Origin of the sequence: Mesorhizobium sp. B2-1-3A (assembly GCF_006442655.1) — a bacterium.
In the GTDB taxonomy this organism is placed as follows: Bacteria; Pseudomonadota; Alphaproteobacteria; order Rhizobiales; family Rhizobiaceae; genus Mesorhizobium.
Genome location: NZ_VFWK01000004.1, coordinates 193418 through 218942, shown reverse-complemented (window position 1 = coordinate 218942; position 25525 = coordinate 193418). Strand labels below are relative to the sequence as shown.

The following is a 25525-nucleotide window of genomic DNA, read 5'->3' as shown; positions in this document are numbered from 1 at the left end:
CAGACATTTTGCAAAACTGAAAAAGCCCGCTCCTCGCGGAACGGGCTGAGCCGGCGGGCCGGACTGGAGGTCAGACGGCCCGCAAATCGCTTTTTTTATTCTATTCGAGATAGGTCGAGGGATCGACCGGCGCCGAGTTCTTGCGCACTTCGAAGTGCAGCTTCGGCGAGTCCGTCGTGCCGCTCATGCCCGAAAGTGCGATTTCCTGGCCGCGCTTGACCTTCTGGCCGCGCTGCACCTCGATCGAGCTGGCATGGCCGTAGACAGTGACCAGGCCGTTCTCGTGGCGCACCAGCACCGTGTTGCCGAATTCCTTGAGCCCGTCACCGGCGTAGATGACGACGCCGTTTTCGGCTGCCTTGATCGGCGTGCCGGTGGGCACGGCGATGTCGACGCCGTCCTTGCCGGATCCGAAGCCGGAGATCACCCGGCCGCGCACCGGCCAGCGCATCTTGCCGATACCCGTGGCGCCCGGCGCCACCGCGTCGTCGTCCTCGGCCTGCTGAATGACTTTCGCATCCTTCTTCGGCGGCGTGTAGGACGCCAGTGTTTCCGATGGCGTGGTCTTTGTCGGGGGTTGCGTGGTTGCCGTGGTCACCGGATCGACCTTCGCCGGCTTTGCGCTGGCGACCGTTGCCGTTCCACCGGCCGGCACTTTCAGGGTCTGGCCGATCTTGAGCAAACCGTCCTTCATGCCGTTGGCCTGCTTCAGAGCCACGACGCCAACGCCGGTCTTCCTGGCAATCGAGGACATCGTGTCGCCCGACTGGACCGTGTAGGTACCGCCGGCGCCGGTTGCCTTGGCTACCTGCGCGGGCTTGGGCTCCTTGGGCTGGCTCGCGGCGGCCGAAGCATCGACCTGAGCGGCGGACTTGCCCTCCTTGAGCTTCGGCTGCTGCGGGAGAACGGCAACCTTGTCCGGCGCGGTGGCCGGCAAGTCGCGCTTGCCATCCTTTGCCGGTTTTGCATCGGCGACTTTCGGCTCGGCCTTGCTCGAATAAGCATAGGCCGGAATGACGATCTTCTGACCGGTCTTCAGCCCCTTGGTCGGGCTCAGGCCATTCACCTTCATGATGACATCGGCCGGCACCTTGTAATGCGCTGCCAGGCCGGAAATGGTCTCGCCGTCCCTGACGACGATCTCGGTCGCATGCGGCGTGCCGGCCTGCGCCATCTTCGGTGCGTCGGGCTGGGCATTCTTGAATGGCCTCGCGGCCGGCTCGACAGTGCCGGTCGTCGTCCTGTCGACATGAGGAGCGGGCCGAACCATGGCCGGCGCCGATGCGACACGGACGGGATTGGCGGCCGGCGCGAGCGCCGGAGCGGGTTGCGCCTGGGCGGAAACGGGCGGAGGCAGCGGCCGGCTGGAGACCGGCTCGAGACTGGAGCGGCTGACCGACTGCGTGTGGCTGCCGTCGAGCGGGGCTGCCGAGACATCGCCCGGATAGGGCTGCACGGCATCCTGCTTGTTGATGATGGCGCGCTGATTGTTGGTCGAGGAAGTGAAGACGTCGTCGACACTGTTGAACCGCGACGCCTGGGAACTGCACCCGGCGGCCGCGCCCGCAATCATGAGAACGGCGCAGCCCCGCGCCAGATTGCGACTATTTGCCTTCAAAACATTGAGTTGCATCGCACTAACCCGCACAAACTCTGCACCAACTGAGACAGGATTAAAGCGCGTTAATGTTACTGGCCGGTTAACCCATTAGAATCCGACGAAAATTTTCTTAAAACATTTTCGAGTGCGCTGGAGGCGCCTAGATGACCGCGGCGACGCTGCGCAGGATCGGCTGCAGCCGCACGAGCCCGATGTCCTCACGCTCGAAACGGCTGCCGACCTTTGTGAGCTTGGCCAGCACCTGCTCGCCCTCCTCCGGCCCGATCGGCGCGATGACGATGCCGCCGCTCGACAATTGGTCGAGCAGGAAGCGCGGCAGGCTGTCGAAGGCAGCCCAGGCGACGATACGGTCGAACGGCCCCTCGGCGGGCAAACCGGCTGAGCCGTCGGCCTGGCGCGCTATGGCGTTGCTGATGCCGAGCGCTTCGAAGCGCTGCTTCGCCTGTTCGGTCAGGGTCTTGTAGCGATCTATGGTGACGACACGCGCGGCGAGCCGCGACATCACGGCGGCCGTATAAGCCGAGCCGGTGCCGATCTCGAGCACGCGATTGCCGGGCTCGATGGCAAGCGCCGCGATCACCGCCGCTTGCATGTCCGCGCCTTCGATAGCCTCGCCGCACTCGATCGGCAGCATGCGGTCGGACCAAGCGATCTGGTGGAACTGCGCCGCCAGGAAACCTCGCCGTGGCGTTGCCTCGAAAGCCGCGATCAAGGCCTTCGGCACAGTTCCCCTGCCGCGCAGGCGCAGGAGGAAAGCGGCAAATCCTTCGCGGTCATCGATTGGCGGGTTCATGCAAGCGCCTTGCTCAGCTGGTCACGGATCTCATGCGCGGTAAGGTCGAGCTGCAATGGCGTCACCGACACCAGGCGATTGCGCAAGGCGTGGAGATCGGTGCCTCGCTTGCCCTCGACCGGCTCGCGGCCAAATCGCAGCCAATAGTAAGGCAGCCCGCGCCCGTCGCGGCGTTCGTCGACCCACAGGCTGTGCACGAGCTTGCCCTGCGAGGTGACCACCGTGCCGGCGACCTCCTCGGGAAGGCAGTTCGGAAAATTGACGTTGAGCAGCACGCCGTCCGGCAGCGGCGTCGCGACGAGCTTCTTCAACAGCGCCGGCGCCAGCGCTTCGGTGGTCTCGTAGGGGACGACGCGATCCTCGCCGACATAGGAGTAGCCCTGGCTGAGCGCGATCGAGCGGATGCCGAGCAGCGCGCCTTCCATGGCGCCGGCGACGGTTCCCGAATAGGTCACGTCGTCGGCGATGTTGGCGCCGGAATTGATGCCGGACAGGATCAGGTCGGGCGCACCGGGCAGGATCTTCTTCACCCCCATGATGACGCAGTCGGTCGGCGTGCCGCGCACGGCAAAGTGCTTCTCGCCGATCTTGCGCAGCCGCAACGGCTCCGAGATCGACAGCGAATGCGCATAGCCGGACTGGTCCTGCTCCGGCGCCACCACCCAGACATCGTCGGAGAGCGTGCGGGCGACGCGTTCGAGTGACGCCAGGCCCTCGGCATGAATGCCGTCGTCATTGGTCAGAAGAATGCGCATTATTTCGATTCGATCTTTTCCAGACCGCCCATGTAAGGCCGCAGCACTTCAGGAATGGTTACGCTGCCATCCTCATTCTGGTAGTTTTCGATGACAGCTATGAGAGCGCGCCCGACAGCGGTGCCCGAGCCGTTGAGCGTATGGACGAAGCGATTGGCCTTGCCATCCTTGTCCTTGTAGCGGGCGTCCATGCGGCGCGCCTGGAAATCGCCGCAGACCGAGCAGGACGAGATTTCGCGATAGGCGTTCTGGCCAGGCAGCCAGACCTCGATGTCATATGTCTTGCGCGCGCCAAAACCCATGTCGCCGGTGCACAGAACCATGGTGCGGAATGGCAGCTCGAGCCGCTTCAGCACTTCCTCCGCGCATTGCGTCATCCGCTCATGCTCGGCGAGCGAGGATTCCTGATCGGTGATCGACACAAGTTCGACCTTGTAGAACTGGTGCTGGCGCAGCATGCCGCGCGTATCGCGCCCGGCCGAGCCTGCTTCCGAGCGGAAGCACGGCGTCAGCGCCGTGTAGCGCAACGGCAGTTTTTCATGCGCGGTGATTTCCTCGCGCACGAGATTGGTAAGCGGCACCTCGGCGGTGGGGATCAGGCCAAGCCTGCCCTCCCCGTGCGGCGTGAAGAACAGATCCTCCTCGAACTTCGGCAGCTGGTTGGTGCCGAAAAGCACCTCATCGCGGACCATCAGCGGGGGGATGACTTCCTCATAGCCGTGTTCGGTCGTGTGCAGGTCGAGCATGAACTGGCCGATCGCGCGTTCCATCCGCGCCAGGCCGCTCTTCAGCACGGTGAAGCGCGAGCCCGACAGCTTTGCCGCCCGCTCGAAATCCATCATCCCGAGCGCTTCGCCGATCTCGAAATGCTCCTTCACCCAGTTCGGCCGCGTCGGCACCTTGCCGACGATGTGCTTGACGACATTGTCGTGCTCGTCCTTGCCGACCGGCACGTCATCGAGCGGCACGTTGGGCAGCACCGCCAGCGCATCGCTCAGCGCCTTGTCGAGTTCGCGCTCGCGCGCCTCGCCATTCTGGATAAAGGTCTTGATCTCGCCGACTTCGGCTTTCAGTTTCTCGGCAAGGGCGGCATCGCCCGAACGCATGGCGTTGCCGATCTCCTTCGAGGCGGCGTTGCGGCGCTCCTGTTTGGTCTGCAGCTCGGTGACGTGCTCACGCCGCGCCTCGTCCCTGGCGATCAAATCATCGACCGTGGACTGCGCCTCTGCCGCCGACCACGAGCGCTTGGCCAGCGCCTCGACAAGGGCCTTCGGGTTGTCGCGAATCCATTTGATGTCAAGCATGGTCTATCCGTCCTCGGGTAGCATGTCGCCCAAAAGTGCGCAGCGGTTTTGGGACAGCGACATGCTCAAAACAAAAACTGAAACGCACCGCCTTGATGGCGATGCGTTTCAGTCAGAGGGCGTAAACCGCATCCTTGACCGATGCAAGATGAGGCTGGGCGGCGGTTGTCGTTTTCCGCCGCGTTGATGTCTTAGGAGGCTGCCGGCGCCGGAGGTTCGTCCGGTGCCTTGTCCGCCACGGTCTCGGCGGCTTCCTGCTTCTCGCGTGCCAGGCGCTCGCGCTCCTGGCTGCGCTCGATCCACCGCGCGGCCCAGATGGCGACCTCGTAGAGCAGGATGGTCGGAATGGCCAAGCCGATCTGGCTCATCGGATCGGGCGGCGTCAGCACCGCCGCGACAACGAAGGCGATGACGATCGCCCATTTGCGCTTCTCGGCCAGCGCCTTGGACGACAGCATGCCGACGCGGGTCATCAGGCTGGTCACCACCGGCAACTGGAACACCAGGCCGAAGGAGAAGATCAGCGTCATGATCAGGCTGAGATATTCCGACACTTTCGGCAGCAGCGAAATCTGCACCTGCTCGTCGGTACCGGCCTGCTGCATGGCGAGGAAGAACCACATCACCATCGGCGTGAAGAAGAAATAGACCAGCGAGGCGCCCATCAGGAACAGGATGGGCGACGCGATCAGGAACGGCAGGAAGGCGTTGCGCTCGTTCTTGTAGAGGCCGGGCGCGATGAATTTGTAGATCTGCGTGGCGATCAGCGGAAAGGCGATCACCATGCCGCCGAACATGGCGAGCTTGACCTGCGTGAAGAAGAATTCCTGCGGCGCGGTGTAGATCAGCTCGACCTTGTGAGGGTCGAGACCCGCCCACTTGGTCGCCCATTTGAACGGCACGACCAGAAGGTTGAACAGCTTCTTGGCGAAGAAGAAGCAGACCAGGAAGGCGACGAAGAAGCCGCCAAGCGACCAGATCAGCCGGCGGCGCAACTCGATGAGATGCTCGATCAGCGGCGCCGACGACTTTTCGATCTCGTCCTTTTCCTTGTCCGAAACGCTCACTTGGCGGCTCCAGCCGTCTTCTTGGTGGCCGGCTTCTTCGCGGGCGCGGGTTTCGGTTCGGCTTTCGCCACGGCCTTGGCGGCAGTCGCCTTGGCGGCGGCGGGCTTCGTCGCAGCGGCGGTTGCAGGCTTTGCTGCTGTCGCGACCTTTGTCGCTGGTGCGGCTTTTGCGGTCGCCGCGGGTGCGGCTTTTGCCGTCACCGTCTTCGCGGATGTCGGGGCCTTGGCCGGCGCTTTTGCCACCGGTGCCGACTTGGCAGCCCTCTTGGCCGCGGATGCCTTTGGCGCCACGGCAGCTTCCGTGGATGCCGATACCACCGATTCATCGGTCATCGCCGGGAAAATCGGTGTTGGCGCCGCAGCTCCTGCAGCACTGACGCCAGGCATTTCCGTTGCGCCATTCTTCAACGGCTCGGCCGGCAGTGGGGTCGAAGCGGCGGGCGCCGACGGATCGGCGGCCGGCTTCGGCTTCATCGCGGCGTCGACGCCGGCGCGCACATCGGCGGCCGCCTGCTCGAACGGATTGAGCTGCTTCTTGATCTCGGCAACCGGGCTGAGGCCCCTGAGCTCGTCGACCGACTTCTTCACGTCGTCGAGCTCAGCTTCCTTCAGTGCGTCGTTGAATTGTTTCTGGAAGTCGGCCGCCATGGCGCGCAGCTTCGCCGTCGTGCGGCCGAAGGTGCGCAGCATATTGGGCAAATCCTTCGGCCCGACGACCACGATCATGACGATCGCGATCACCAGCATTTCGGTCCAGCCGACTTCAAACATGGCACTCTGTTCCGACTAGAACTTCTTGGCTCAGCTCTTGCTGGCTTTTTCCTTCACGGCCGAAACGGTCTCGTCGGCACGGTGTTCGACGGTGCGCTTGTCATCTGCGACGTCGTCGTCCGCCATGCCTTTCTTGAAGCTCTTGATGCCCTTGGCCATGTCACCCATCAGCTCGGGAATCTTGCCGCGGCCGAAAACCAGCAGCACGATCACCAGCACGATCATCCAGTGCCAAATCGAAAATGAACCCATAGCAAATCTCTCTCGAATGTTTTCCCTGGCGATGATCTATGCGTTTTCGCGTTGGGATTCAAACACAACAGCGACAGAGTTTATGAAAGGGTGACGGATGTCACGCTTTTTCGACTCACTGGCCCGCTACCAATCGGCGCATCTACGACCTATCGGCGCGCTTTGACAGAGGCCGGCGGGTCAATCTTCCGTGACGCGCGGTGTCAGCAGGCCAAGTTCCTCGAGGTCGATGTCGGTCAGCGGATCCTCGTCCTCGGTCAGCGCATCGGGGTCGGCCGGCGGCTGCGGAATGGAGAAATTGGACGGCATGCGGCCCGATAGCAGGCCCGCGCCCTTCAGCTCCTCCATGCCGGGAAGATCGCGGATTTCCTCGAGCGCGAAATGGTCGAGGAAGGTTTCGGTGGTGCCGTAGGTGACGGGACGGCCGGGCGTTTTGCGACGGCCGCGCATGCGCACCCATTCCGTCTCGAGCAGCGTGTCTAGCGTGCCCTTCGAGGTCTCGACGCCGCGGATGTCCTCGATCTCGGCGCGCGTCACCGGCTGGTGGTAAGCGATGATCGCCAGCACTTCGAGCGCCGCGCGCGACAACTTGCGCTGCTGCACCGTGTCGCGGCTCATCAGGAAGGCGAGATCGCCGGCGGTGCGGAACGCCCAGGCGTCGCCGACCCGCACAAGATTGACGCCGCGCCGGGCGTAGACCTGCTGCAATTCGTCCATGGCGAGGGCGATATTGATGCCATCGGGAAGGCGTGCGGCAAGCTGCTTTTCGCTGACCGGTTCGGCGCTGGCGAACACGATCGCCTCGGCCATACGCACGGCCTCCGCCATATGCAGGCGCTCGGCCGGATTCTGTGGCGGATTCTGGGGCGAAGCCTGGTCGAGATCGCCCTCGTCCGGCCCATCATCCACCTTGAAGGGGATAACAGAAGCGTTGGCGCGTTCGCTCATGATGCAACCTCGACTGCCTTGATTGCCGGTGCGCGGTGGTCGCGCAGATAGATCGGCGCGAACACCTCGTCCTGCCGCACATCCATCTTGCGCTCGCGCACCAGTTCCAGTGTCGCCGCGAATGAGCTGGCGATCGCCGTGCGCCGCTCTTCCGGACTGGTCATGTATCGGATGAGGAAGCTGTCGAGAGCCGTCCAGTCCCGCAGCGAGCCGATCAGCCGGGTTAGGATGTCGCGCGCGTCCTTGAGCGACCAGACACCACGCCGGGCGATCGTCACATTGGTGATCGCCTGCTTCTGCCGCTGCTGGGCATAGGCGGTCAAGAGGTCGTAAAGCGACGCCGAATAGGTGTTGCGCTTCTCGATAATGACCATTTCGGGCATGCCGCGCGCGAACACGTCTCGACCGAGCCGGTTGCGGTTGACGAGACGCGACGCCGCATCACGCATGGCCTCGAGCCGCTTCAGACGGAATTGCAGCACCGCCGCCAGTTCCTCGCCGCTTTCGCCCTCTTCGCCAGGCTGCTTGGGGATCAGGAGCTTCGACTTCAGGAACGCCAGCCACGCCGCCATCACCAGATAATCGGCGGCAAGCTCGAGGCGCAGCGCCCTCGCCGTCTCGACAAAGGCCAGATATTGCTCGGCCAGCGCCAGGATGGAAATACGCGCCAGGTCGACCTTCTGGTTGCGGGCAAGATGCAGCAAGAGATCGAGCGGACCTTCGAAGCCGGCGACGTCGACGACCAGCGAGGGGTCGCCGGTCAGCCGTGAATCATCGTTCTCGGCCCACAGGCGGTCCATCGGTGCGGCCTTCGCGGCCTTGCTGTCCAATGTTTCCGCCACAGCCTTGTCACTTCCTTGTCGTTAGGCCACCGCATCGAAATAGGTGGCGAATTCAGCGCGTATCTCGGTTTCCTCGGCCGCGTCGCGTTTCCTTATATAGGTCAGAGCCCGCTTTGCACGCTCCAGCGACTTGCCTTCAAGCCCCGTGGTGCGCGATGCGATGCCCGCCATCTCCTCGAAAACGCCGTTGCAGTGAAGGACCAGATCGCAGCCCGCCGCAAGGATCGAGGCCGCCTTTGTCGGGAAATCCCCAGAAAGTGCCTTCATCGAGGTGTCGTCGCTCATCAAGAGCCCGTCAAAGCCGATGTCGCGGCGGATGATCTCGTCGATGACCTTGCCCGACGTCGTCGCCGGGTTCTTCGGGTCGATGGCGCTATAGACGACATGCGCCGTCATTGCCATCGGCAGGTCGTTGAGTTCCCGGAACGGCGCAAAGTCATGCCGCTGCAGATCGCTGAGCGAAGCGTCGACCGTCGGCAGCTCGAAATGCGTGTCGGCAAAGGCCCGGCCATGCCCCGGAATATGCTTCATCACCGGCAGCACCCCGCCGGACATCAGGCCTTCGGCGGCGGCGCGGCCGAGTTCGATGACCGCGCGCGGCTCCTTGCCATAGGCGCGCGCGCCGATCACATCGCTGGCGCCTTCGATCGGCACGTCGAGCACCGGCAGGCAATCCGCCGTAATGCCGTAGCGCAGCAGGTCGAAGGCGTGCAGGCGCGCCATCAGCCATGCGGCACGCGCGCCGGCGTCGTGATCGTCGCGCCACAGCGCGCCAAGCGCCCCGCCGGCCGGATAGTTGGGAGCCAGCGGTGGCCGCAGGCGTTGCACCCGGCCGCCTTCCTGGTCGATGAAAACGAGCGCGTCTGGGCGTCCGATACAGTCGCGCATCTCGGCGACCAGATCGCGGATCTGCTCGGTCTCGCCAATGTTGCGGGCAAACAGAATGAAGGCCCACGGGCATTCATTGCGATAGAAATTGATTTCTTCGCGGGTGAGCGATTTCCCGGCACAGCCGAGGATCATGGATTTTGATTCGGTCATGTCAGGAGTTTAGGGCTTCGCGCGACCAAAGGGAATCGCTTGCGATCACATGCGGTCCAACGCCGGAAGTGCTTCCACATGAAAACGCTGGGCACACGAAAAAGCCGGCGCTGCCCAAGGCCGCGCCGGCTTTGAAAGGTTGGATCGGCGACTAACGCGAGACGAAGCAGTTGCCGCCGGCCGCCTTGTAGCTGGTGCACAGGTTGATGGCATCGTTGCGCGACTGAGCCGCGACGCGGACGCGGTAGAACGTGCCCTTGCCGGCGATCTCGGCCTTGACGATGTTGGCGGTGCGGCCGGCAAGCACGCTGCCATAGCGGCGCTGCAGATCCTGGTAGGTCGACTGGGCGCTCTCCACCGTCGGCTGCGAAGCAACCTGCATCGACCACGAACCGCCACCGGTCGCCGTCGTTGCCGGATCGATGGAAGCGACCTGATCGGGCTTGACCTCGCCGACGACGTCGACCGGCTGGTCGGACGGGCGCTGCGGCGCGATCGCAACCTTGGCCGGGGTGTTGGTCGACTGGGCCTTGGCCGGTTTGGCTGCCGGCTTGAGGGCCGGCTCGTCGTCCGACTGGGCGGCGGGCGCCACGGTGCCGGTCTGATCGGCATCGGCAGACGGCGCGACATGCTGCGGCGCCGGATCGGTCGGCTCGGCGGCCGCGACCTGCGGCGCGGCGGGCGCCGGGTCCTCGCGCGGCACCAGCGAGCCATCCGACTTGACAACCATGGTCCTCACCTTGCGCGGCGCAACGGCGACGACATCGGTGTTGGTGCCCTTGTCGGCATCCTGCAGCACCTGCGCGATGCGATCCTCGGACTTGGGCGCAGGCGCCGCATTGTCGGCCGGAGCCGCACTGGCGGTCGGGGCCGCATTGGCGGTGGCCGAGGCGTTGCCGTCGTCGGCTCCGCCAACGGCAGCACTCTGGTCAGGAGAAAGATCTATGGCGCGGGCCGGATCCTTTGCCTGCACGTCCACCGGTACCTCGGTGTTGGTGACAAGCTTCTGCTGCACCGGTTCGGCGGGCTTCGCGCCCTTGACCACCGCGTCGTAGACCTTGTTGTCCTGGTTCGGCACCACGGTGCCGCCCGGATTTTCCGGCTTGACCTTGATCGGTGAATTGTCGGCCTTGACGATCACCGGAGCTTCGCTGCCGCCCTTGCCGCCGAAGGACAGCGCAAAGGCGCCAAGACCGCCCGCGACCGCAACGGCCCCGACGATCGCAGCGATGAACAGGCCGCGGCGGCCCGACGATCTGGCCGCTTCGCGCTCGCCGAGACCCGGAACGGACATTGCCTCGTCCAGTTCAGGATCGTAGTCGAGTTCATCGACGGTGAAATCGTCCGCCTGCGAGACCGGCTGGCTGCCGGGCAAACTGTCGAGGTCGAAGCCGTCCGAGGCATCGGCATAGCCAGTGTTCGCGGCAGCACGAGCAGGCGTTTCCGCCGGCCGCGCCGCATAGGTGCGCGCTTCAGGCTGGTAGGCAGGCTTGGCTTCTTCGTATGCAGGCGCCTGGTATCCGGTATTCGACCTCTCATATCCCGGATTGAGGCTCTCATATCCCGGATTGGGCCTCTCATATCCCGAATTGAATCCGGCATTGTAGGATTCGTCGGCATAGGCAGCGCTGCTTGTGGGAGCTGCTGGAGCAGGCGCGACCTCCACCGAATTCATTTCCGTCAGAAGGCTGGCGAACTCGGCGTCGAGATCGTCATAGCCAGGCGTGGCCGGCTCATCTTCCTCGAAATGCAGTTCCGGAATGTCGAGATCGTCCGCCAGCGCCACGACGCGCTCCGGCACATCGACCGTTTCGACATCAGGCATCTCTTCATAGCGCGACGGCTGTCGCGGCTGCGGTGCGGATACAGGAGCTGCATAGGCCGCAGCCGCAACCGGCTCGGGCGCATGATAGGTCGGCACCACAGCCACTGCCGGGGCCACTTCCGGCGCAGCGGCCCTGGCCGCCATCGAAGCGGCCGGCTGCGCGGCAAATGCCGGCTGCTGGGGAACCGGTGTCACGCGGCTCCACGAACGGGTTGGCTCCGTCGGCGCTGAGCGCTCGGCCAGCCAATCGAGGGAATCGGCCTGATCCTGCTGGGGAGCTGTCGCGTGGCGCGCATCGAGGCTCCTGGCCAGGGCCGCATCGAACGCTTCATCGTCGAGATCGACATGATCAGCGGCATCCGAAGCAAGATCCTGGCCTTGAAGTTCGTCGAGCAGCAGATTGTCGAGGTCGGCATCGGCGGCATGGGCGGCACTCGAAGGATGCAGATCCTCGGGCGCATGGTCGTCGAGATCCCAGTCGAGATCGCCAACGGGATCGGCAGGTTCCGCAGAGATCTTCGCCGGTGCGGCGGCATGGACCTGGGCGGGAGCAACGGCCGGCTGAGTGACAACAGGCCGAGCAACGACAGGCTCGCTGACCGACGGCGACGTGCGCGCCGTCATCGCGCCCAGAAGCGCGTTCAACTCGTCTTCGAGGCTCCGTTCGTCCGCCGCGTGGGCCCGCACCGGCTCGGCCATGACCGCTGCCGGAGCTATCGGCTGGACCGCTGCCGTAACCTCGGCGACCGGCTCTTCGGCAGGCTCGGCGAACGCATCGTCCAAATTCAGATCGAAAGCATCATCCGAAACGGCTTCGGGGCCTGAAAACTCCCCTTCCGTGTCCACGGCATCGGCGAGCACGTCGTGCGCTTCCGCTGCATCAAAGGCCACCGGCTCGTCTGCCTGAACGTCAAAATCCATATCGACATCAGCCATGGCGTCGTCGAAATGACCCGCGAAATCCTGGTCGGAAGTCGCCTGGACCTCATTCGCGACGGCCAGTGCCGGCTCGGGATAGTCGACGGCGGCCGCAGCCACATGGCGCTGATCCGCCGGATGGTCGTCAAGCATCAGCTCGTCTTCGAGCGAAAGCGCGACCGCATCGTCGAATTGATGATCGGGCTCGACAGCCGCCGGCACTTCGGCCACCGCATGCTGAGCCTCAGGGGTGTCGTCCTCGATGTGGAAATCCTGATCGAGCGACGCGGCAAGCTCGTCCTCCATCGGGAGATCGTCTTCGAAGGGCGAAACGTCTTCGAGCGAACTGGCAACGGCATTGTCGAAATCGGCGTCGAAGGCAGGTTCGACGGATGGCGCGGTTTCGGCAGCGTGAGGGTTGGCATGGCTGGCGACCAGCCCGTGATCATCGGCACCCGTGAAGTCCAGATGGAAATCGTCGTCGAGCGACAGCGCAAGGTCATCGTCGGCCGCCTGCGTGGCCGCCGTTTCGAATGCCGGCTCATGAACCTCGACGGATGGAGCGGCCGCACTGTCGCCAGCGTCGAACTCGCCCATCAACTCCTTTTCGAGGTCGATGTCGAAATCGTCCTCCTGCACGGACGGGCCGGCGGCAGGAGCCTGTGCCGGCGCCTGCTGCTTGACCGGCTGGCGCGGGTCGAATCCCATGATCCTGGTCAGTTCCGCGAACGGATCATCGTCAGCGATGTCGTTGTTGTCGGCTACTCTCAGCTGGGTTCTGTCTGCCATTATTGTTCCCGAACTCGCACTCATTCGGACGCCATGGACGTCGCGCAGGGTTGGCCCTTACCAGCGCAATGTGGGCAAAAGGTGACAGGTTTTTTAGTCAAACCTAACGCATTTCGGTAGGCGCTGCGGCTCCGATCAACGTCAGGCCGGACGTCAGAACGTCCGAAACAGCCTGCACCAGCCCTAGTCTGGCATGCGTCAATTGTCGGTCGTTAACCTTAACAAAACGTAAGTCCGGATTATCCGTGCCCCGGTTCCAGTGTCCATGGAAACTGGAAGCCAGATCATAGAGGTAAAATGCCAGCCTATGCGGCTCCAGCGCAAGAGCGGCGGATTCGATCAGGCGTGGATATTCAGCGAGCTTGCGGATCAGCCCGATCTCGCCCTCGTCGGTCAGCGACGCGACGCCGGCCGCCAGGCTGTTGCGGTCGAAATTCGCCTCGCCCAACTGCTCGCTTGCCTGCCGGAACACCGAATGGCAGCGCGCCGAGGCGTACTGCACGTAAAACACCGGATTGTCCTTGGACTGCTCGGTCACCTTGGCGAAGTCGAAATCGAGCGGCGCATCGCTTTTGCGGTAAAGCATCATGAAGCGGATGGCGTCGCGGCCAACCTCCTCCACCACTTCCCGAAGCGTGACAAAGTCACCTGACCGCTTCGACATGCGGACCGGCTCGCCATCGCGAAACAGCTTGACGAGGTTGCACAACAGGACGGTGAGCTTGACCTCGTCGCCCGCAATGGCCCGTGCCAGCGCCTCCAGCCGCTTGACGTAACCGCCATGGTCGGCGCCAAGCACATAGATCAGGTCGACGAAGCCGCGGTCGACCTTGTCCTTCAGATACGCCACGTCGGCGGCGAAATAGGTGAACGCGCCATCGGACTTGACCAACGCCCGGTCCATGTCGTCGCCGACCGCGGTGGAGCGGAACAGCGTCTGCTCGCGGTCTTCCCAGTCGTCCGGCTTCTCGCCCTTGGGCGGCGGCAGCTTGCCCTTGTAGATATGGCCCTTCAGCGTCAGGTCGTTGATCGCCGAGCGGATCTTCCTGGCATTGTCGGCATGCAGCGTGCGTTCGGAGAAGAACACGTCGTGATGCACGTTGAGCAGCGCCAGATCCTCGCGGATCATCGCCATCATCGCGTCAATGGTCCGGTCCTTGACGATGGCCAGTGCTTCGTCATCGGGCATCTGCAGCAGCGAACGGCCGAACTCCTTGACCAGCGCATGACCGACCGGGACCAGGTAGTCGCCGGGATAGAGACCGGCCGGAATCTCGCCGATCTCCTCGCCGAGTGCCTCGCGATAGCGCAGGAAGGCCGAGCGTCCGAGCACATCGATCTGCGAGCCGGCATCGTTGATGACATATTCCTTGGTCACGTCGTAACCGGCAAATGCCATCAGATTGGCGAGCGCATCGCCCACCACGGCACCCCGGCAATGGCCGACATGCATCGGCCCCGTCGGGTTGGCCGAGACATATTCGACATTGGTTTTCCGGCCCGCGCCGACCGTCGAGCGGCCATAATTGCGTCCCTCGCCCAGAAGAGCCGTGAGATGGGCCTGCCAGAAGCCGTCCTTGAGCCGGAGATTGACGAAGCCAGGGCCGGCAACTTCGGCGGCGGCGACATCCTTGTCATCGCGCAGCGCCAGCGCCAGCCTCTCGGCCAGCGCGCGCGGATTCTGGCCGGTGGGCTTGGCCAGCACCATTGCCGCATTGGTCGCGAGGTCGCCGTGGCTGGCGTCGCGGGGCGGTTCGACGGCGATGCGCGACAGGTCGGGCGAAACGCCGTCCTTGTCTTTCAGATCGAGCGCTTCGACAGCCTTTGTGACTCGCGCGGTGAAATCGGCGAAGATGTTCATGGGTATTGCTCTGGCGGCTTTATGGGCGAATCCGGCTCGTTGGCCGGCAAAATCGCGCCCGCCCTAGCTCAAATCCGGGGTGCGGTCAAACAAACGCCGATGTTCCTTGAGCGCGTAGGTGTCGGTCATCCCTGCCAGGAAATCGGCCACGCTGCGCGCCTTGATGCGGTCCTCGGCCCGGTCCAGCCCCTCGCGCCAGCCGTCGGGCATGGCGCGCGGATCGGCGAAATAGACGTCGAACAGGTCCCTGACGATCTGCTCGGCGCCGGCGCGCACCCGCATCACCTCCTTGTGCCGATAGAGGTGCTTGTAGAGAAAGGCCTTCAGTTCCTTCTCGGCCGCGGCCATCTCGGTGGAAAAGGTCACCATCGTCTCGCCTGCCGCCCTCACGGCATCAGCACTGCGCGGGCCGACACGCTCCAGATTGGCTTTCGCGGAAACGATGACATCCTCGACCATGGCGGTGATCTGCCGCCGCATCAGTTCGTGGCCGGTGCGCACGCCATCGAGCGCCCGATAGCGTTGGCGCACGCCCCGCAGGATCGCTCCCGGCAGCGAGACGTCCTCCAGCATGTCGAGCGTCAGCAGCCCTGCGCGCAAGCCGTCGTCGATGTCATGCGTATTGTAGGCGATATCGTCGGCGATGGCGGCGCACTGCGCCTCGATGCCAGCGAAGTGGTCGAGCTCGAGATCCTGCAGCTCCGAATAATCGCGGATTGCCTGCGGCACCGGCCCCTTCAGGCCCTTGCCGCTGCTGTCCGTCAGCGGGCCATTGTGCTTGACCAGGCCTTCCAGTGTCTCCCAGCTGAGGTTCAGCCCGTCGAATTCGGCGTAGCGCGCTTCCAGCCGCGTCACGATGCGCAGCGACTGAGCGTTGTGATCAAAACCGCCCCAGGCCGCCATCTTGTCGTTCAGCGCGTCCTCGCCGGTGTGGCCGAAGGGCGTGTGGCCGAAATCATGCACCAGCGCCACCGCCTCTGCCAGATCCTCGTCGCCGCGCAACGCCCGCGCCAGAGCACGCGCGATCTGGGCCACCTCGATCGAATGGGTCAGCCTTGTGCGGTAATGGTCGCCTTCATGGGCGATGAAGACCTGGGTCTTGTGCTTGAGCCGCCGGAACGCCGTCGAATGGATGATGCGGTCGCGGTCGCGCTGGAACGGCGTGCGGGTCGGGCTTTCGACCTCATCGAACAGCCGGCCGCGCGAGCGCGCCGGATCCGTGGCATAGGCCGCGCGCGGCCGGTAGCCGAATCCGATGTCGCCCAACTCGTTGGTCATGGTCGATGCCGCAGGTTGACTGGTCTAGTTGACTTGGCCGCTTGCGCTTCATACCTATCATGTGAAACCGAAAGCAAGGTGACGCCCATGGGCGCGGATGCCAAGACTGCCATGAAAGTCGATATGACCGAGGCTGCCGCCAAGCGGATCGCCAGGATTGTCTCCAACGAGGCCGGCAAGACGGCGTTGCGCGTTTCCGTCGAGGGCGGCGGCTGCTCCGGCTTTTCCTACAAGTTCGATCTGGTCGATACGCGCAACGACGATGACGTTGCGATCGAGAAGGATGGCGCCACGGTGCTGATCGACGATTTGTCGCTCGTCTATATGGGCGGGTCGGTGATCGACTTCGTCGACGATTTGATGGGCCAGTCATTCCAGATCCGCAATCCGAACGCGGTCGCCTCCTGCGGCTGCGGCACCAGTTTCTCCATCTAGCGGCATGCCTGCCGTCGGCGCGGTCCGTCAGGTCGCGCTGTCGGCCGGGCGCGATCTTGATTCGACGCTCGCCTTCTGGCGCGATGTGCTCGGCCTGAATGTGCACGCGCGCTTCGACCCACCGGGCATCGCCTTCATCATGGCAGGCAGCGTGCGGCTGCTGTTTACCGACGGCATACCCGCGGGCACGGTCTATCTCGACATAACGGGCCTCGAAGCCTTCCACGGCGGGGCGAAAGCAGCGGGTGTCCCCTTCACCGCGCCGCCGACGCTCGTGCATCGCGATACCGAGGGCCAGTTCGGTCCGGCGGGAGAAAGCGAGTGGATGGCCTTCCTAAAGGACCCGGCAGGCAATACGATCGGCCTGGTCGAACGCCATCCAGCGCAAGACCCCTCTGAATAAGCACCGAGAGCGTCATGAAAATCGTCACCTGGAATATCAACGGCGTTCGCGCCCGCATCGGCAACCTCACCCATTGGCTGACCGAAAGCGCGCCCGACATCGTTTGCCTGCAGGAGATCAAGACGGTCGATGAGCAGTTCCCGCGCGCCGAGATCGAGGCGCTTGGCTACAATGTCGAAACTCATGGTCAGAAGGGTTTCAACGGCGTGGCGCTGCTGTCGAAGCTGCGCTTTGACGAAGTCATCAGAGGGCTGCCCGGTGACGACACCGACGAGCAGGCGCGCTTCATCGAAGGGGTATTCTCGACCGACAAGGGCGCGCTTCGCGTCGCCTCGCTCTATCTACCGAACGGCAATCCGATCGATGACGAGAAGAAATTTCCCTACAAGCTATCCTGGATGGCCCGGCTGGAACGCTGGGCCGAAGAGCGGCTGAGGCTGGAAGAGGCGCTGGTGCTGGCCGGTGACTATAACGTCATTCCCGAGCCGATCGATGCGCGCTTCCCGGAGAACTGGCTGGGCGACGCGCTGTTCCAGCCGCAGACGCGGCAGGCCTTCCGGCGGCTGCTTAATCTCGGCTTCACCGAAGCGGTGCGCGCGGTGACCGATGCGCCCGACACCTACACCTTCTGGGACTATCAGGCCGGCGCCTGGCAGAAGAACAACGGCATCCGCATCGACCATCTGCTGCTATCGCCGGAAGCCGCCAACCGATTCTCGTCGGCCTCGATCGAAAAGCATGTGCGCGCCTGGGAAAAGCCATCCGATCACGTGCCGGTGGCGATCGACCTCGCGCTGCAGCCAGCCTGACCGGCCCATTACGCCGTCGAATCGCCTCGGCTTTGTTTCGCCACAACGACGTTGTATCGCCACAAATCAGGCGCATGATGGAAGATCATCATGGCGGCCGGGGTTCCCATGACTATTCGATTTGTTGTCTGTCCGATCGGCTTGGCATTCGCCACGGTCGTCATGCTGCCGGCTTTCGCCGCCCCGGAATGTCTTGCCAATGGAAAATCCTATCCGGTCGGTCAGGTCGCCTGCCTTACGGTTGCCAACCAGAGCCATATGGCGCGCTGCGACATGGTGCTCAACAACACATCCTGGACCAAGGTCGGCGACAGCTGCCCCGAAAACAAGATGGCGCCGCACCTGAATGTCACGCCGATCTCGACGCCTGCGCCAAGCATGGTGCCGACGGAACCGACCGAAAACTGATTTTTCCCGATAGCTGATCTCCCTCGGCGGAAGATCACCCTTACTGGTCTGCGTTGGTGGTGCCCTTGGTAAGGATGTCATCGGCCAGCGAAATCGCCGTGCGGCGATCAGCTTCACCGGCCGCGGCAAAAGCCTCTTCCTGCATGCCTCGGATCCAGGGTTGGTCGGCCGGCGACGCGCGTTCGAGCGCCGCGGTCATCATCGCCAGCCCGCGAACGATCTTGCCGCTCTGGAACAGGAGATGGCCGAGCGTCGCCTGCGCGCCGGCATGGCCCTTCTCAGCGGCGAGCTGGAACCAGCGCCCGGCCTGCTTGACGCTGGCCTTCACGCCGCCCTCGCCTTTCAGGAACATCTGCCCCATCTCGAACTGGGCGTTCGGGTTGCGGTAGTTGGCGGCGGCGCGCATGTAATACTCCTGGGCCGCCACCTCGTTCTCGGTGACCGGACTGCCGGGAATGCCCTTGCGCAGATAATCACCGAGCGCCACCAGCGCGTCGGAGACATAGCTTTCTTCCGGCGAGCCGGGCTCGACATCCTGGTCGACGATTTCCGAGAAGAACTTGAACGCCTCATAGTCGTCGCGGGCCACGCCATCGCCCTCGGCATACATGCGCGCAAGCTTCCAGGTGGCGCCGATCTGACCGTTTTCGGCGGCGTATTTATAGGCCTCGGCGGCCTGTTCCTTGTGGCCGTTCTTGTAGGCGGAGAAGCCGAACTGGAACACTGCCCAGGGACTGGACTGCGGCTTCACGCCGGTCTTGTCGTCGAACACCTTGTCGTCGAAGGCCAAAGCCTGGCCCACGGCGCCAAAGATCGCAACAGCGACCAGTGCCGGAAGGACAGATGACCTCAACAACTCTGGTGTTGACTTCAACAACTCAGATATCCGCATAACAGTGTGTTTCTTTCGCACCGCCCGGATGGGTGACCGCGCCATCCCGGGCAGACCCGACCGTCTGTGCGTATTTCCATATCGCGCCCGACTGGTAGTCGGTCGTGCGCGCCTTCCATGTCTTTGCCCGCGCCGCCAATTCGGCGTCGGTCAGCGCCACTTCGATCGTACCGTTCACGGCATCGATCGAGATCACGTCGCCATCCCGTATCAGACCGATCGGACCGCCAACCGCCGCTTCCGGCCCGACATGGCCGATGCAGAAGCCGCGCGTCGCGCCCGAGAAGCGGCCGTCGGTGATCAGCGCCACCTTGCCGCCCATGCCCTGGCCGTAGAGCGCCGCCGTCGTCGACAGCATCTCGCGCATGCCCGGGCCGCCGCGCGGTCCTTCGTAGCGGATGACGAGAACCTCGCCTTCCCTGTAGTTGCGATGCGTCACCGCCTCGAAACATTCCTCTTCCGAATCGAAACAGCGCGCCGGGCCGGAGAATTTCAACTCCGCCATGCCCGCGACCTTCACGATCGCGCCTTCGGGGGCAAGGTTTCCCTTCAACCCCACGACACCGCCGGTTTGGGTAATTGGTCTGTTGGCCGGGCGGACCACATCCTGGTGTTCATTCCAGGCAACGTGCTCCATATTTTCGGCCAAAGTACGGCCAGTGACCGTCAGGCAATCGCCATGCAGATAGCCGTGGTCGAGCAGCGTCTTCATCAACAGCGGAATGCCGCCGGCCTCGAACATGTCCTTGGCGACATATTTTCCGCCGGGCTTGAGATCGGCGATGTAAGGCGTCTTCTCGAAGATCTTCGCCACGTCGAACAGATCGAACTTGATGCCCGCCTCATGCGCGATCGCCGGCAGATGCAATGCTGCGTTGGTCGAGCCGCCGGTGGCCGAAACCACGGTCGCCGCATTCTCCAGCGCCTTCAGCGTGACGATGTCGCGCGGCCGGATGTTCTTGGCGATCAGCTCCATGATCTTTTCGCCCGAGGCGAAATTGAAACGGTCGCGCATTTCGTAAGGGGCCGGCGCGCCGCAGGAATAGGGCAGCGCCAAGCCGATCGCCTCGGCGACGGTAGCCATGGTGTTGGCGGTGAACTGGGCGCCGCAGGAGCCGGCCGAGGGACAGGCGGCCTGCTCGATCTCGAGCAGTTCGGCATCACCGATCGTGCCGACCGAATGCTGGCCCACCGCCTCGAACACATCCTGCACGGTGATCTGTCGGCCGCGATAGCTGCCGGGCAGGATCGAACCGCCATAGATGAAGATCGACGGCACGTTGAGCCGCACCATGGCCATCATCATGCCTGGCAGCGACTTGTCGCAGCCGGCGAGGCCGACCAGTGCATCATAGCAATGGCCGCGCATGGTGAGTTCGACCGAATCGGCGATGACCTCGCGCGACACCAGCGACGACTTCATGCCCTGGTGGCCCATGGCAATGCCGTCGGTGACGGTGATGGTGCAGAATTCGCGCGGCGTGCCATTGGCGGCCGCCACGCCCTTCTTCACCACCTGCGCCTGGCGCATGAGCGAAATGTTGCAGGGGGCGGCTTCGTTCCAGCACGAGGCTACGCCGACCAGCGGCTGTGCGATCTCGGCGGCGGAAAGCCCCATGGCATAGAGATAGGACCGGTGCGGCGCGCGCGCCGGACCGACAGTCACATGGCGGCTAGGGAGCTTAGCCTTTGAAATGACCTTGGCGTCCATTCTCATCCTTGCCGCGGGCGGTGCGGCCTGCCTCATCGCCGGGCCTTTTGGCACGTGTCCCGAGACAGGTTCGAGGTGCGCCGGGTTTATGGCGGGAAATAGGCAATTTCCCCGGCCTGACTTTTAGCGCAGGGGTTGTTCAGAAAGTGTTGCCAAAACGTCACAATCGCACGAGGCGGCCATGGTGCGGTTTATGTGCAACGGAGCTTGGACGACGGAAGTAGCGACAACGCCGGCACAAACGAAAAAGGCCGGGCAACGCCCGGCCTTTTTGTCATATTCTCAATAGGTTAGAACTTGATCTTGACGCCGCCGGAAAGCGCGGTGACCAGATCGTTGCCGAAATCGTAAGTTGCGTCCTCACCAGCAACATAACCATTTTCGCCGACCAGCGTTCCTGAGCGCCCGCTGGTCATTACGCCAATCGCGCCGGCAAGGCGAAATTCGATATTCGGCGAAGGCGTGTAGGCAACACCGCCGCCCAAAGTCCAGGTATCGGACTGCGAGCCGTAGCCATGCGAAGTGCCGCGATCCCAAGAGAGCTGGCCGGCAGCAGACCACTGATCGTTGAACTTGTGGCCGATGCCACCCGTCACTGTCCAGCCATCACGATACATCAGGTCAAGCGAAGTCGCCTGTCCCGGACCATTTGTGAAACAAGCTGCAGATGGAGCGTAAGTCGGGCAAATCGGAACGCTTTGTAGGACGCTCCAATTGACCCACTTGACCGAACCGAAAGCCAGCCATCCGGGCGCAATGCCTGACTGCAATTTGAATTCCAGCGAATCCGGCATCGACTCCGTGGGGGCATAGATGCCCGTAGAACCTCCGGGCGTCGTGAGTGTGCCGGAGATGTTGTCAAGCTTGACCTGAGAATTATAGACAAGGCTTGCGCGCAAAGCGATATCTGGAATTTCGTAGGCCAGCCCGGCTCTCCAGCCCCAACCGCTGCTCGACAGGTCGACACGGCCAGTGGCAAGCGGCTCGAGGGACACCAGACCTTCCTTGAAGCCGTATACTTCCTGATAAAAGACGCCACCAATGAAGCGGATCTGACCTTTGCCGGCATCCATCTTATAGGAACAGGTGGCCGCGTAGTTATTACTCTGGATGTTGGTTTCGATATTGGAAATCGCGCCGTTCCAAATACCAGGCGCGGTATGTGCCCCCCAAGGCTGCGAATAATCGACCATGCAGTCGACGCCCGGTACAACCTGGACCTTACCACCTATGCGTGGGACCCAGTAACCTTCGGCTCCGTTGGCTGTGGTGCCTAAGCCGAGGTCGGCCCCGGTTGGACCACGCGCATTCTTGTACTTGCGGTCGGGCATTACGTAGGTCGCTTCGGCTTCCGTGGCGAACGGCGCCGGATCAAACAGCAGGTCGATGTCGTAGCCGCCGCGCTCCAGGCCGCCTGCATGAGCCGAGTTCATTGCGGTTCCGATCAAAGCAAGCGAAAAGCACCCCGCCCCAAGTAGCGCTTTCAGTCGCAGAATGGTCATGAATGTCCTCCCCGAATTCGAGTGCATCAAGCTAGAACCAATTCAGGTTAACGGCGCAACAACGAATTCTCGGGGCGTACATGTACATGCTCGCCGAACGCATTTTCGACAAAATGCAGATAAGCGCCGCAAGGCCTAAAAGCGGATCGAGGCGTGCTTGTCCGATCAGGAAATAACGAAAATTCGCCCAAAAAGGCTCAAAAACAGCCACTTTTAAGGGGGTTATGGCCCCATTGTTACATTATGGCAACAATGGGGCGCAAAGTTTCCGTTTACGTCAAAATTAACGTAGCGGAACGCCTGTTTTCAAGGCAGCTGACGTATGGGCACTCGCCCTCATGTCGTGCGCGAATCTGTCCTTCAACCAGCGTCGCGAACCCTGGTCAAAGCCACCGAGAGCTTGTCCTGCGCGTCGCGGTATTCGGCGAGCTTTTCGCGCTCGGCCTCGACAATCTCGGCCGGCGCGCTGGCAACGAACCGCTCGTTGGACAGCTTCTTGTGCAGGCGCGCGATTTCCTCGGTGACCTTGGCCAGCTCCTTCTGCAGCCGCGCGGCCTCGGCGGCGAGATCGATCAAGCTGCCAAGCGGCAGGCAGATCGTCGCCTCGTTGAGCACGATCTGCGCCGCGCCCTTGGGCGCTGCATCGGCGAGCGAGATGTCACCGACGCGCGCCAACCGCTTGATCGCCGAGTCCTCGCGAACCAGCCGCTCACGCGTGAGATCGTTGGCGCCGACCACGACGAGTGGTGCTATCGCCGCCGGCGGCACATTCATTTCCGAGCGCACCGAGCGGATGCCGGACACGAGGTCGACCAGCCAATTGATGTCGGCGGCGGCATCCGCGTCCTCGAAATCCGGCGCCGGCCAGGCGGCGTGGCAAAGCAGCGACTCGCGCTCCTTGCCCTCGCCCGCCGTCTGCGCCCACAGCTCTTCCGTCATGAACGGCATCATCGGATGCAGAAGCTTGTAGATCTCGTCGAGCACGAAGGCGACGCAGGCGCGGCTTTCGGCCTTGGCCGCCTCATCCGTGCCCATGAACACCGGTTTCAGCAACTCGAGATACCAGTCGCAGAACAGGTTCCAGACGAAGCGGTAGGCCGCCCCGGCCGCTTCATTGAAGCGGTATGAGGTGATGCCGTCCGTGACCTCGCGCGCCGCGCGTGTCAGTTCGGTCAGGATCCAGCGGTTGACCGCCAGCTTGGCATCGTTCAGCCAGAAATCGTCATTTCGGGCGACTTCGTTCATCTCGGCGAAGCGCGTCGCGTTCCACAGCTTGGTCCCGAAATTGCGATAGCCGGCGATGCGTGCCGGATCGAGCTTCACGTCGCGCCCCTGTGCCGCCATCACCGCCAGCGTGAAACGCAGCGCGTCGGCGCCGTACTCGTCGATGAGGTCGAGCGGGTCGATGACGTTGCCTTTCGACTTCGACATCTTGGCGCCGTTCTTGTCGCGAACCAGCGCGTGCACATAGACGGTATGGAACGGCTCCTCGTCCATGAAGTGCAGGCCCATCATCATCATGCGGGCAACCCAGAAGAAGATGATGTCGAAGCCGGTCACCAGCACGTCGGTCTGGTAATAGGTCTTCAGTTCAGGCGTCTGGTCCGGCCAGCCCAAGGTCGAGAATGGCCACAGCGCCGAGGAGAACCATGTGTCGAGCACGTCCTCGTCGCGGGTCAGGATCTCGCCGGGCTTGAAGTTTTCCAGCTTGTCCTCGACCCAGGCCTTCCACGGGCCTTCAAGCGCCAGATAATATTCGATCGCCGCACTCAGCGCCTCTTCCTCCGACTTCTCGACGAAGACGCGTCCGTCCGGCCCGTACCAGGCCGGGATCTGGTGACCCCACCACAGCTGGCGCGAAATGCACCAGGGCTGAATGTTCTCCATCCAGTCGAAATAGGTTTTTTCCCAGTTTTTCGGCACGAAGTTGGTGCGGCCCTCGCGCACGGAAGCAATGGCCGGCTTCGCGAGTTCGGCGGCGTTGGCATACCACTGCTCGGTCAGGAATGGTTCGATCGGCACGCCGCCGCGGTCGCCATGCGGCACGGCGTGGCGATGCGGCTCGACCTTGTCGAGGAAGCCGCCGGCTTCCATCAGTTCGACGATCTTCTTGCGCGCGACGAAACGGTCGAGCCCGTCGAGCTCGCCCCAGACAGCCTGGCGTTCCGGCGTCACCTCGAGGCCGGCGAGGAAGTCCTCATTGTCCTTCAACGTGATGGCGGCTTCGACGGTGAGGATGTTTATCGCCGGCAATTTGTGGCGCTTGCCGACCTCGAAGTCGTTGAAATCATGCGCCGGCGTGATCTTGACCGCGCCCGAACCCTTTTCGGGATCGGAATACTCGTCCGCCACGACAGGGATCTTCCTGCCGACGATCGGCAGCACCACGTTCTTGCCGACCAGATGCCGGAAGCGCTCGTCATCGGGGTGAACCGCGACCGCCGTGTCGCCCAGCATCGTCTCGGGGCGCGTGGTGGCCACGATGATGAAGGTCTTGGGGTCTTCCGGGTCGAATGCCGCGCCCTCGATCGGATAGCGGAAATGCCAGAGATTGCCGTTAACCTCCTGCTGCTCGACCTCGAGATCGGAAATTGCGGTCAGCAGCTTCGGATCCCAGTTCACAAGGCGCTTGTCCTTGTAGATCAACCCTTCCTTGTAGAGGGTGACGAAGACTTCAAGCACGGCCTTGGACAGGCCCTCGTCCATGGTGAAGCGCTCTCTGCTCCAGTCGGCCGAGGCACCGAGCCGCTTCAATTGGTTGAAGATCGCGCCGCCGGATTCGGCCTTCCACTCCCACACTTTGTCAATGAACTGTTCGCGTGTGAGATCGCGGCGGTGGATTTGCTTCTCCATCAGCTGGCGCTCGACCACCATCTGCGTGGCGATACCGGCATGGTCCATGCCAGGTTGCCACAGCACGTTCTTGCCGCGCATGCGCTCGAACCGGATCAATATATCCTGCAGCGTGTTGTTCAGCGCATGGCCCATATGCAGCGAGCCGGTGACGTTCGGCGGCGGGATGACGATGGTAAAGGCTTCGGCCCCCTCCTCGGCGCCGGCGCCAGCGCGAAACGCGTCGGCCTCTTCCCACACTTTGGCGATCTTCGGCTCGACGGTCTTTGCGTCGTAGGTCTTTTCAAGCATGGGAAAATGGTCCGCGCTGTCGGGATTTTTGCTGGTTCGGTGTAAATCGGAAGGTCTTGGCCAAGTCAACCGCAAGGGCCGCTTCGGTTCATGAGAAGCAGATAGGCGCGGCGGTGTTCATTTCAACGGGAGCCATGCCGCGCGGCGCACGCGCCTT

Annotated in this window: 21 protein-coding genes; 4 read left to right on the top strand and 17 right to left on the bottom strand. The window is 63.2% G+C overall.

What is annotated here, in order from left to right; genetic code table 11:
• Positions 1 to 100 precede the first annotated feature (100 nt).
• From FJ977_RS16725 to FJ977_RS16665, 13 genes are all read right to left on the bottom strand, one after another.
• Positions 101 to 1633: a peptidoglycan DD-metalloendopeptidase family protein gene (locus FJ977_RS16725; protein ID WP_140773155.1), complete on the bottom strand. Its 1533-nt coding sequence runs from the start codon at positions 1631 to 1633 to the stop codon at positions 101 to 103.
• Positions 1634 to 1760: 127 nt separating this feature from the next.
• On the bottom strand, positions 1761 to 2414 hold the full coding sequence (locus FJ977_RS16720) for a protein-L-isoaspartate(D-aspartate) O-methyltransferase (protein WP_140773154.1): 654 nt from the start codon (positions 2412 to 2414) through the stop codon (positions 1761 to 1763).
• Positions 2411 to 3169 carry a 5'/3'-nucleotidase SurE gene (gene surE, locus FJ977_RS16715; protein WP_140773152.1) on the bottom strand — a complete coding sequence of 253 codons (759 nt, stop codon included), beginning with the start codon at positions 3167 to 3169 and terminating at the stop codon, positions 2411 to 2413. The genes FJ977_RS16720 and surE overlap by 4 nt, the downstream gene beginning before the upstream one ends.
• The gene (gene serS, locus FJ977_RS16710) at positions 3169 to 4473 is read right to left on the bottom strand and encodes a serine--tRNA ligase (protein WP_140773151.1); all 1305 of its coding nucleotides are present in this window, start codon (positions 4471 to 4473) and stop codon (positions 3169 to 3171) included. The genes surE and serS overlap by 1 nt, the downstream gene beginning before the upstream one ends.
• 191 nt (positions 4474 to 4664) lie before the next feature.
• Positions 4665 to 5540 carry a twin-arginine translocase subunit TatC gene (tatC, locus tag FJ977_RS16705; RefSeq protein WP_140773149.1) on the bottom strand — a complete coding sequence of 292 codons (876 nt, stop codon included), beginning with the start codon at positions 5538 to 5540 and terminating at the stop codon, positions 4665 to 4667.
• Complete coding sequence (gene tatB / locus FJ977_RS16700) at positions 5537 to 6310, bottom strand: Sec-independent protein translocase protein TatB (RefSeq protein ID WP_140773147.1); 774 nt, start codon at positions 6308 to 6310, stop codon at positions 5537 to 5539. Before tatB ends, tatC begins: the two co-directional genes overlap by 4 nt.
• Before the next feature lie 30 nt (positions 6311 to 6340).
• Positions 6341 to 6562, bottom strand: a complete 222-nt coding sequence (locus FJ977_RS16695; protein WP_010909892.1) for a twin-arginine translocase TatA/TatE family subunit — start codon at positions 6560 to 6562, stop codon at positions 6341 to 6343.
• Positions 6563 to 6742: 180 nt separating this feature from the next.
• The gene (gene scpB, locus FJ977_RS16690) at positions 6743 to 7510 is read right to left on the bottom strand and encodes an SMC-Scp complex subunit ScpB (protein WP_140773145.1); all 768 of its coding nucleotides are present in this window, start codon (positions 7508 to 7510) and stop codon (positions 6743 to 6745) included.
• Positions 7507 to 8310, bottom strand: a complete 804-nt coding sequence (locus tag FJ977_RS16685; protein ID WP_140773932.1) for a ScpA family protein — start codon at positions 8308 to 8310, stop codon at positions 7507 to 7509. Before FJ977_RS16685 ends, scpB begins: the two co-directional genes overlap by 4 nt.
• A gap of 63 nt (positions 8311 to 8373) precedes the next feature.
• Entirely contained in the window at positions 8374 to 9393 is a 1020-nt protein-coding gene (gene nagZ / locus FJ977_RS16680; RefSeq protein WP_095790978.1) for a beta-N-acetylhexosaminidase, read from the bottom strand.
• A 151-nt stretch (positions 9394 to 9544) separates the two neighbouring features.
• On the bottom strand, positions 9545 to 12925 hold the full coding sequence (locus FJ977_RS16675) for an SPOR domain-containing protein (protein WP_140773143.1): 3381 nt from the start codon (positions 12923 to 12925) through the stop codon (positions 9545 to 9547).
• Positions 12926 to 13028: 103 nt separating this feature from the next.
• The gene (argS, locus tag FJ977_RS16670) at positions 13029 to 14786 is read right to left on the bottom strand and encodes an arginine--tRNA ligase (protein ID WP_140773141.1); all 1758 of its coding nucleotides are present in this window, start codon (positions 14784 to 14786) and stop codon (positions 13029 to 13031) included.
• Positions 14787 to 14849: 63 nt separating this feature from the next.
• Positions 14850 to 16064 carry a deoxyguanosinetriphosphate triphosphohydrolase gene (locus FJ977_RS16665; RefSeq protein WP_140773140.1) on the bottom strand — a complete coding sequence of 405 codons (1215 nt, stop codon included), beginning with the start codon at positions 16062 to 16064 and terminating at the stop codon, positions 14850 to 14852.
• Positions 16065 to 16151: 87 nt separating this feature from the next.
• Here FJ977_RS16665 and erpA point away from each other — a divergent pair, with 87 nt between their 5' ends.
• The 4 genes from erpA (at position 16152) to FJ977_RS16645 (ending at position 18119) form a co-directional block, all read left to right on the top strand.
• Positions 16152 to 16499 (top strand): iron-sulfur cluster insertion protein ErpA, encoded by a 348-nt coding sequence (erpA, locus tag FJ977_RS16660; protein WP_013531288.1) that lies wholly within the window; start codon positions 16152 to 16154, stop codon positions 16497 to 16499.
• Between the two features lie 4 nt (positions 16500 to 16503).
• Positions 16504 to 16902: a VOC family protein gene (locus FJ977_RS16655; RefSeq protein ID WP_140773138.1), complete on the top strand. Its 399-nt coding sequence runs from the start codon at positions 16504 to 16506 to the stop codon at positions 16900 to 16902.
• Positions 16903 to 16916: 14 nt separating this feature from the next.
• On the top strand, positions 16917 to 17711 hold the full coding sequence (gene xth / locus FJ977_RS16650; protein ID WP_140773136.1) for an exodeoxyribonuclease III: 795 nt from the start codon (positions 16917 to 16919) through the stop codon (positions 17709 to 17711).
• A 90-nt stretch (positions 17712 to 17801) separates the two neighbouring features.
• Positions 17802 to 18119 carry a hypothetical protein gene (locus tag FJ977_RS16645; RefSeq protein WP_181179903.1) on the top strand — a complete coding sequence of 106 codons (318 nt, stop codon included), beginning with the start codon at positions 17802 to 17804 and terminating at the stop codon, positions 18117 to 18119.
• 40 nt (positions 18120 to 18159) lie between these two features.
• Here the strand turns inward: FJ977_RS16645 and FJ977_RS16640 are convergent, their stop codons facing one another.
• The 4 genes from FJ977_RS16640 to FJ977_RS16625 all read right to left on the bottom strand — a co-directional run bounded on the left by FJ977_RS16640 (position 18160) and on the right by FJ977_RS16625 (position 25368).
• Positions 18160 to 19011, bottom strand: coding sequence for a tetratricopeptide repeat protein (locus FJ977_RS16640; protein WP_056572397.1), 852 nt, complete (start codon positions 19009 to 19011; stop codon positions 18160 to 18162).
• Positions 18998 to 20722, bottom strand: a complete 1725-nt coding sequence (ilvD, locus tag FJ977_RS16635; protein ID WP_140773132.1) for a dihydroxy-acid dehydratase — start codon at positions 20720 to 20722, stop codon at positions 18998 to 19000. Before ilvD ends, FJ977_RS16640 begins: the two co-directional genes overlap by 14 nt.
• Positions 20723 to 21012: 290 nt before the next feature.
• On the bottom strand, positions 21013 to 22224 hold the full coding sequence (locus FJ977_RS16630; RefSeq protein WP_140773130.1) for an OmpP1/FadL family transporter: 1212 nt from the start codon (positions 22222 to 22224) through the stop codon (positions 21013 to 21015).
• A gap of 360 nt (positions 22225 to 22584) precedes the next feature.
• Positions 22585 to 25368 (bottom strand): valine--tRNA ligase, encoded by a 2784-nt coding sequence (locus tag FJ977_RS16625; RefSeq protein WP_140773128.1) that lies wholly within the window; start codon positions 25366 to 25368, stop codon positions 22585 to 22587.
• Positions 25369 to 25525: the final 157 nt, after the last annotated feature.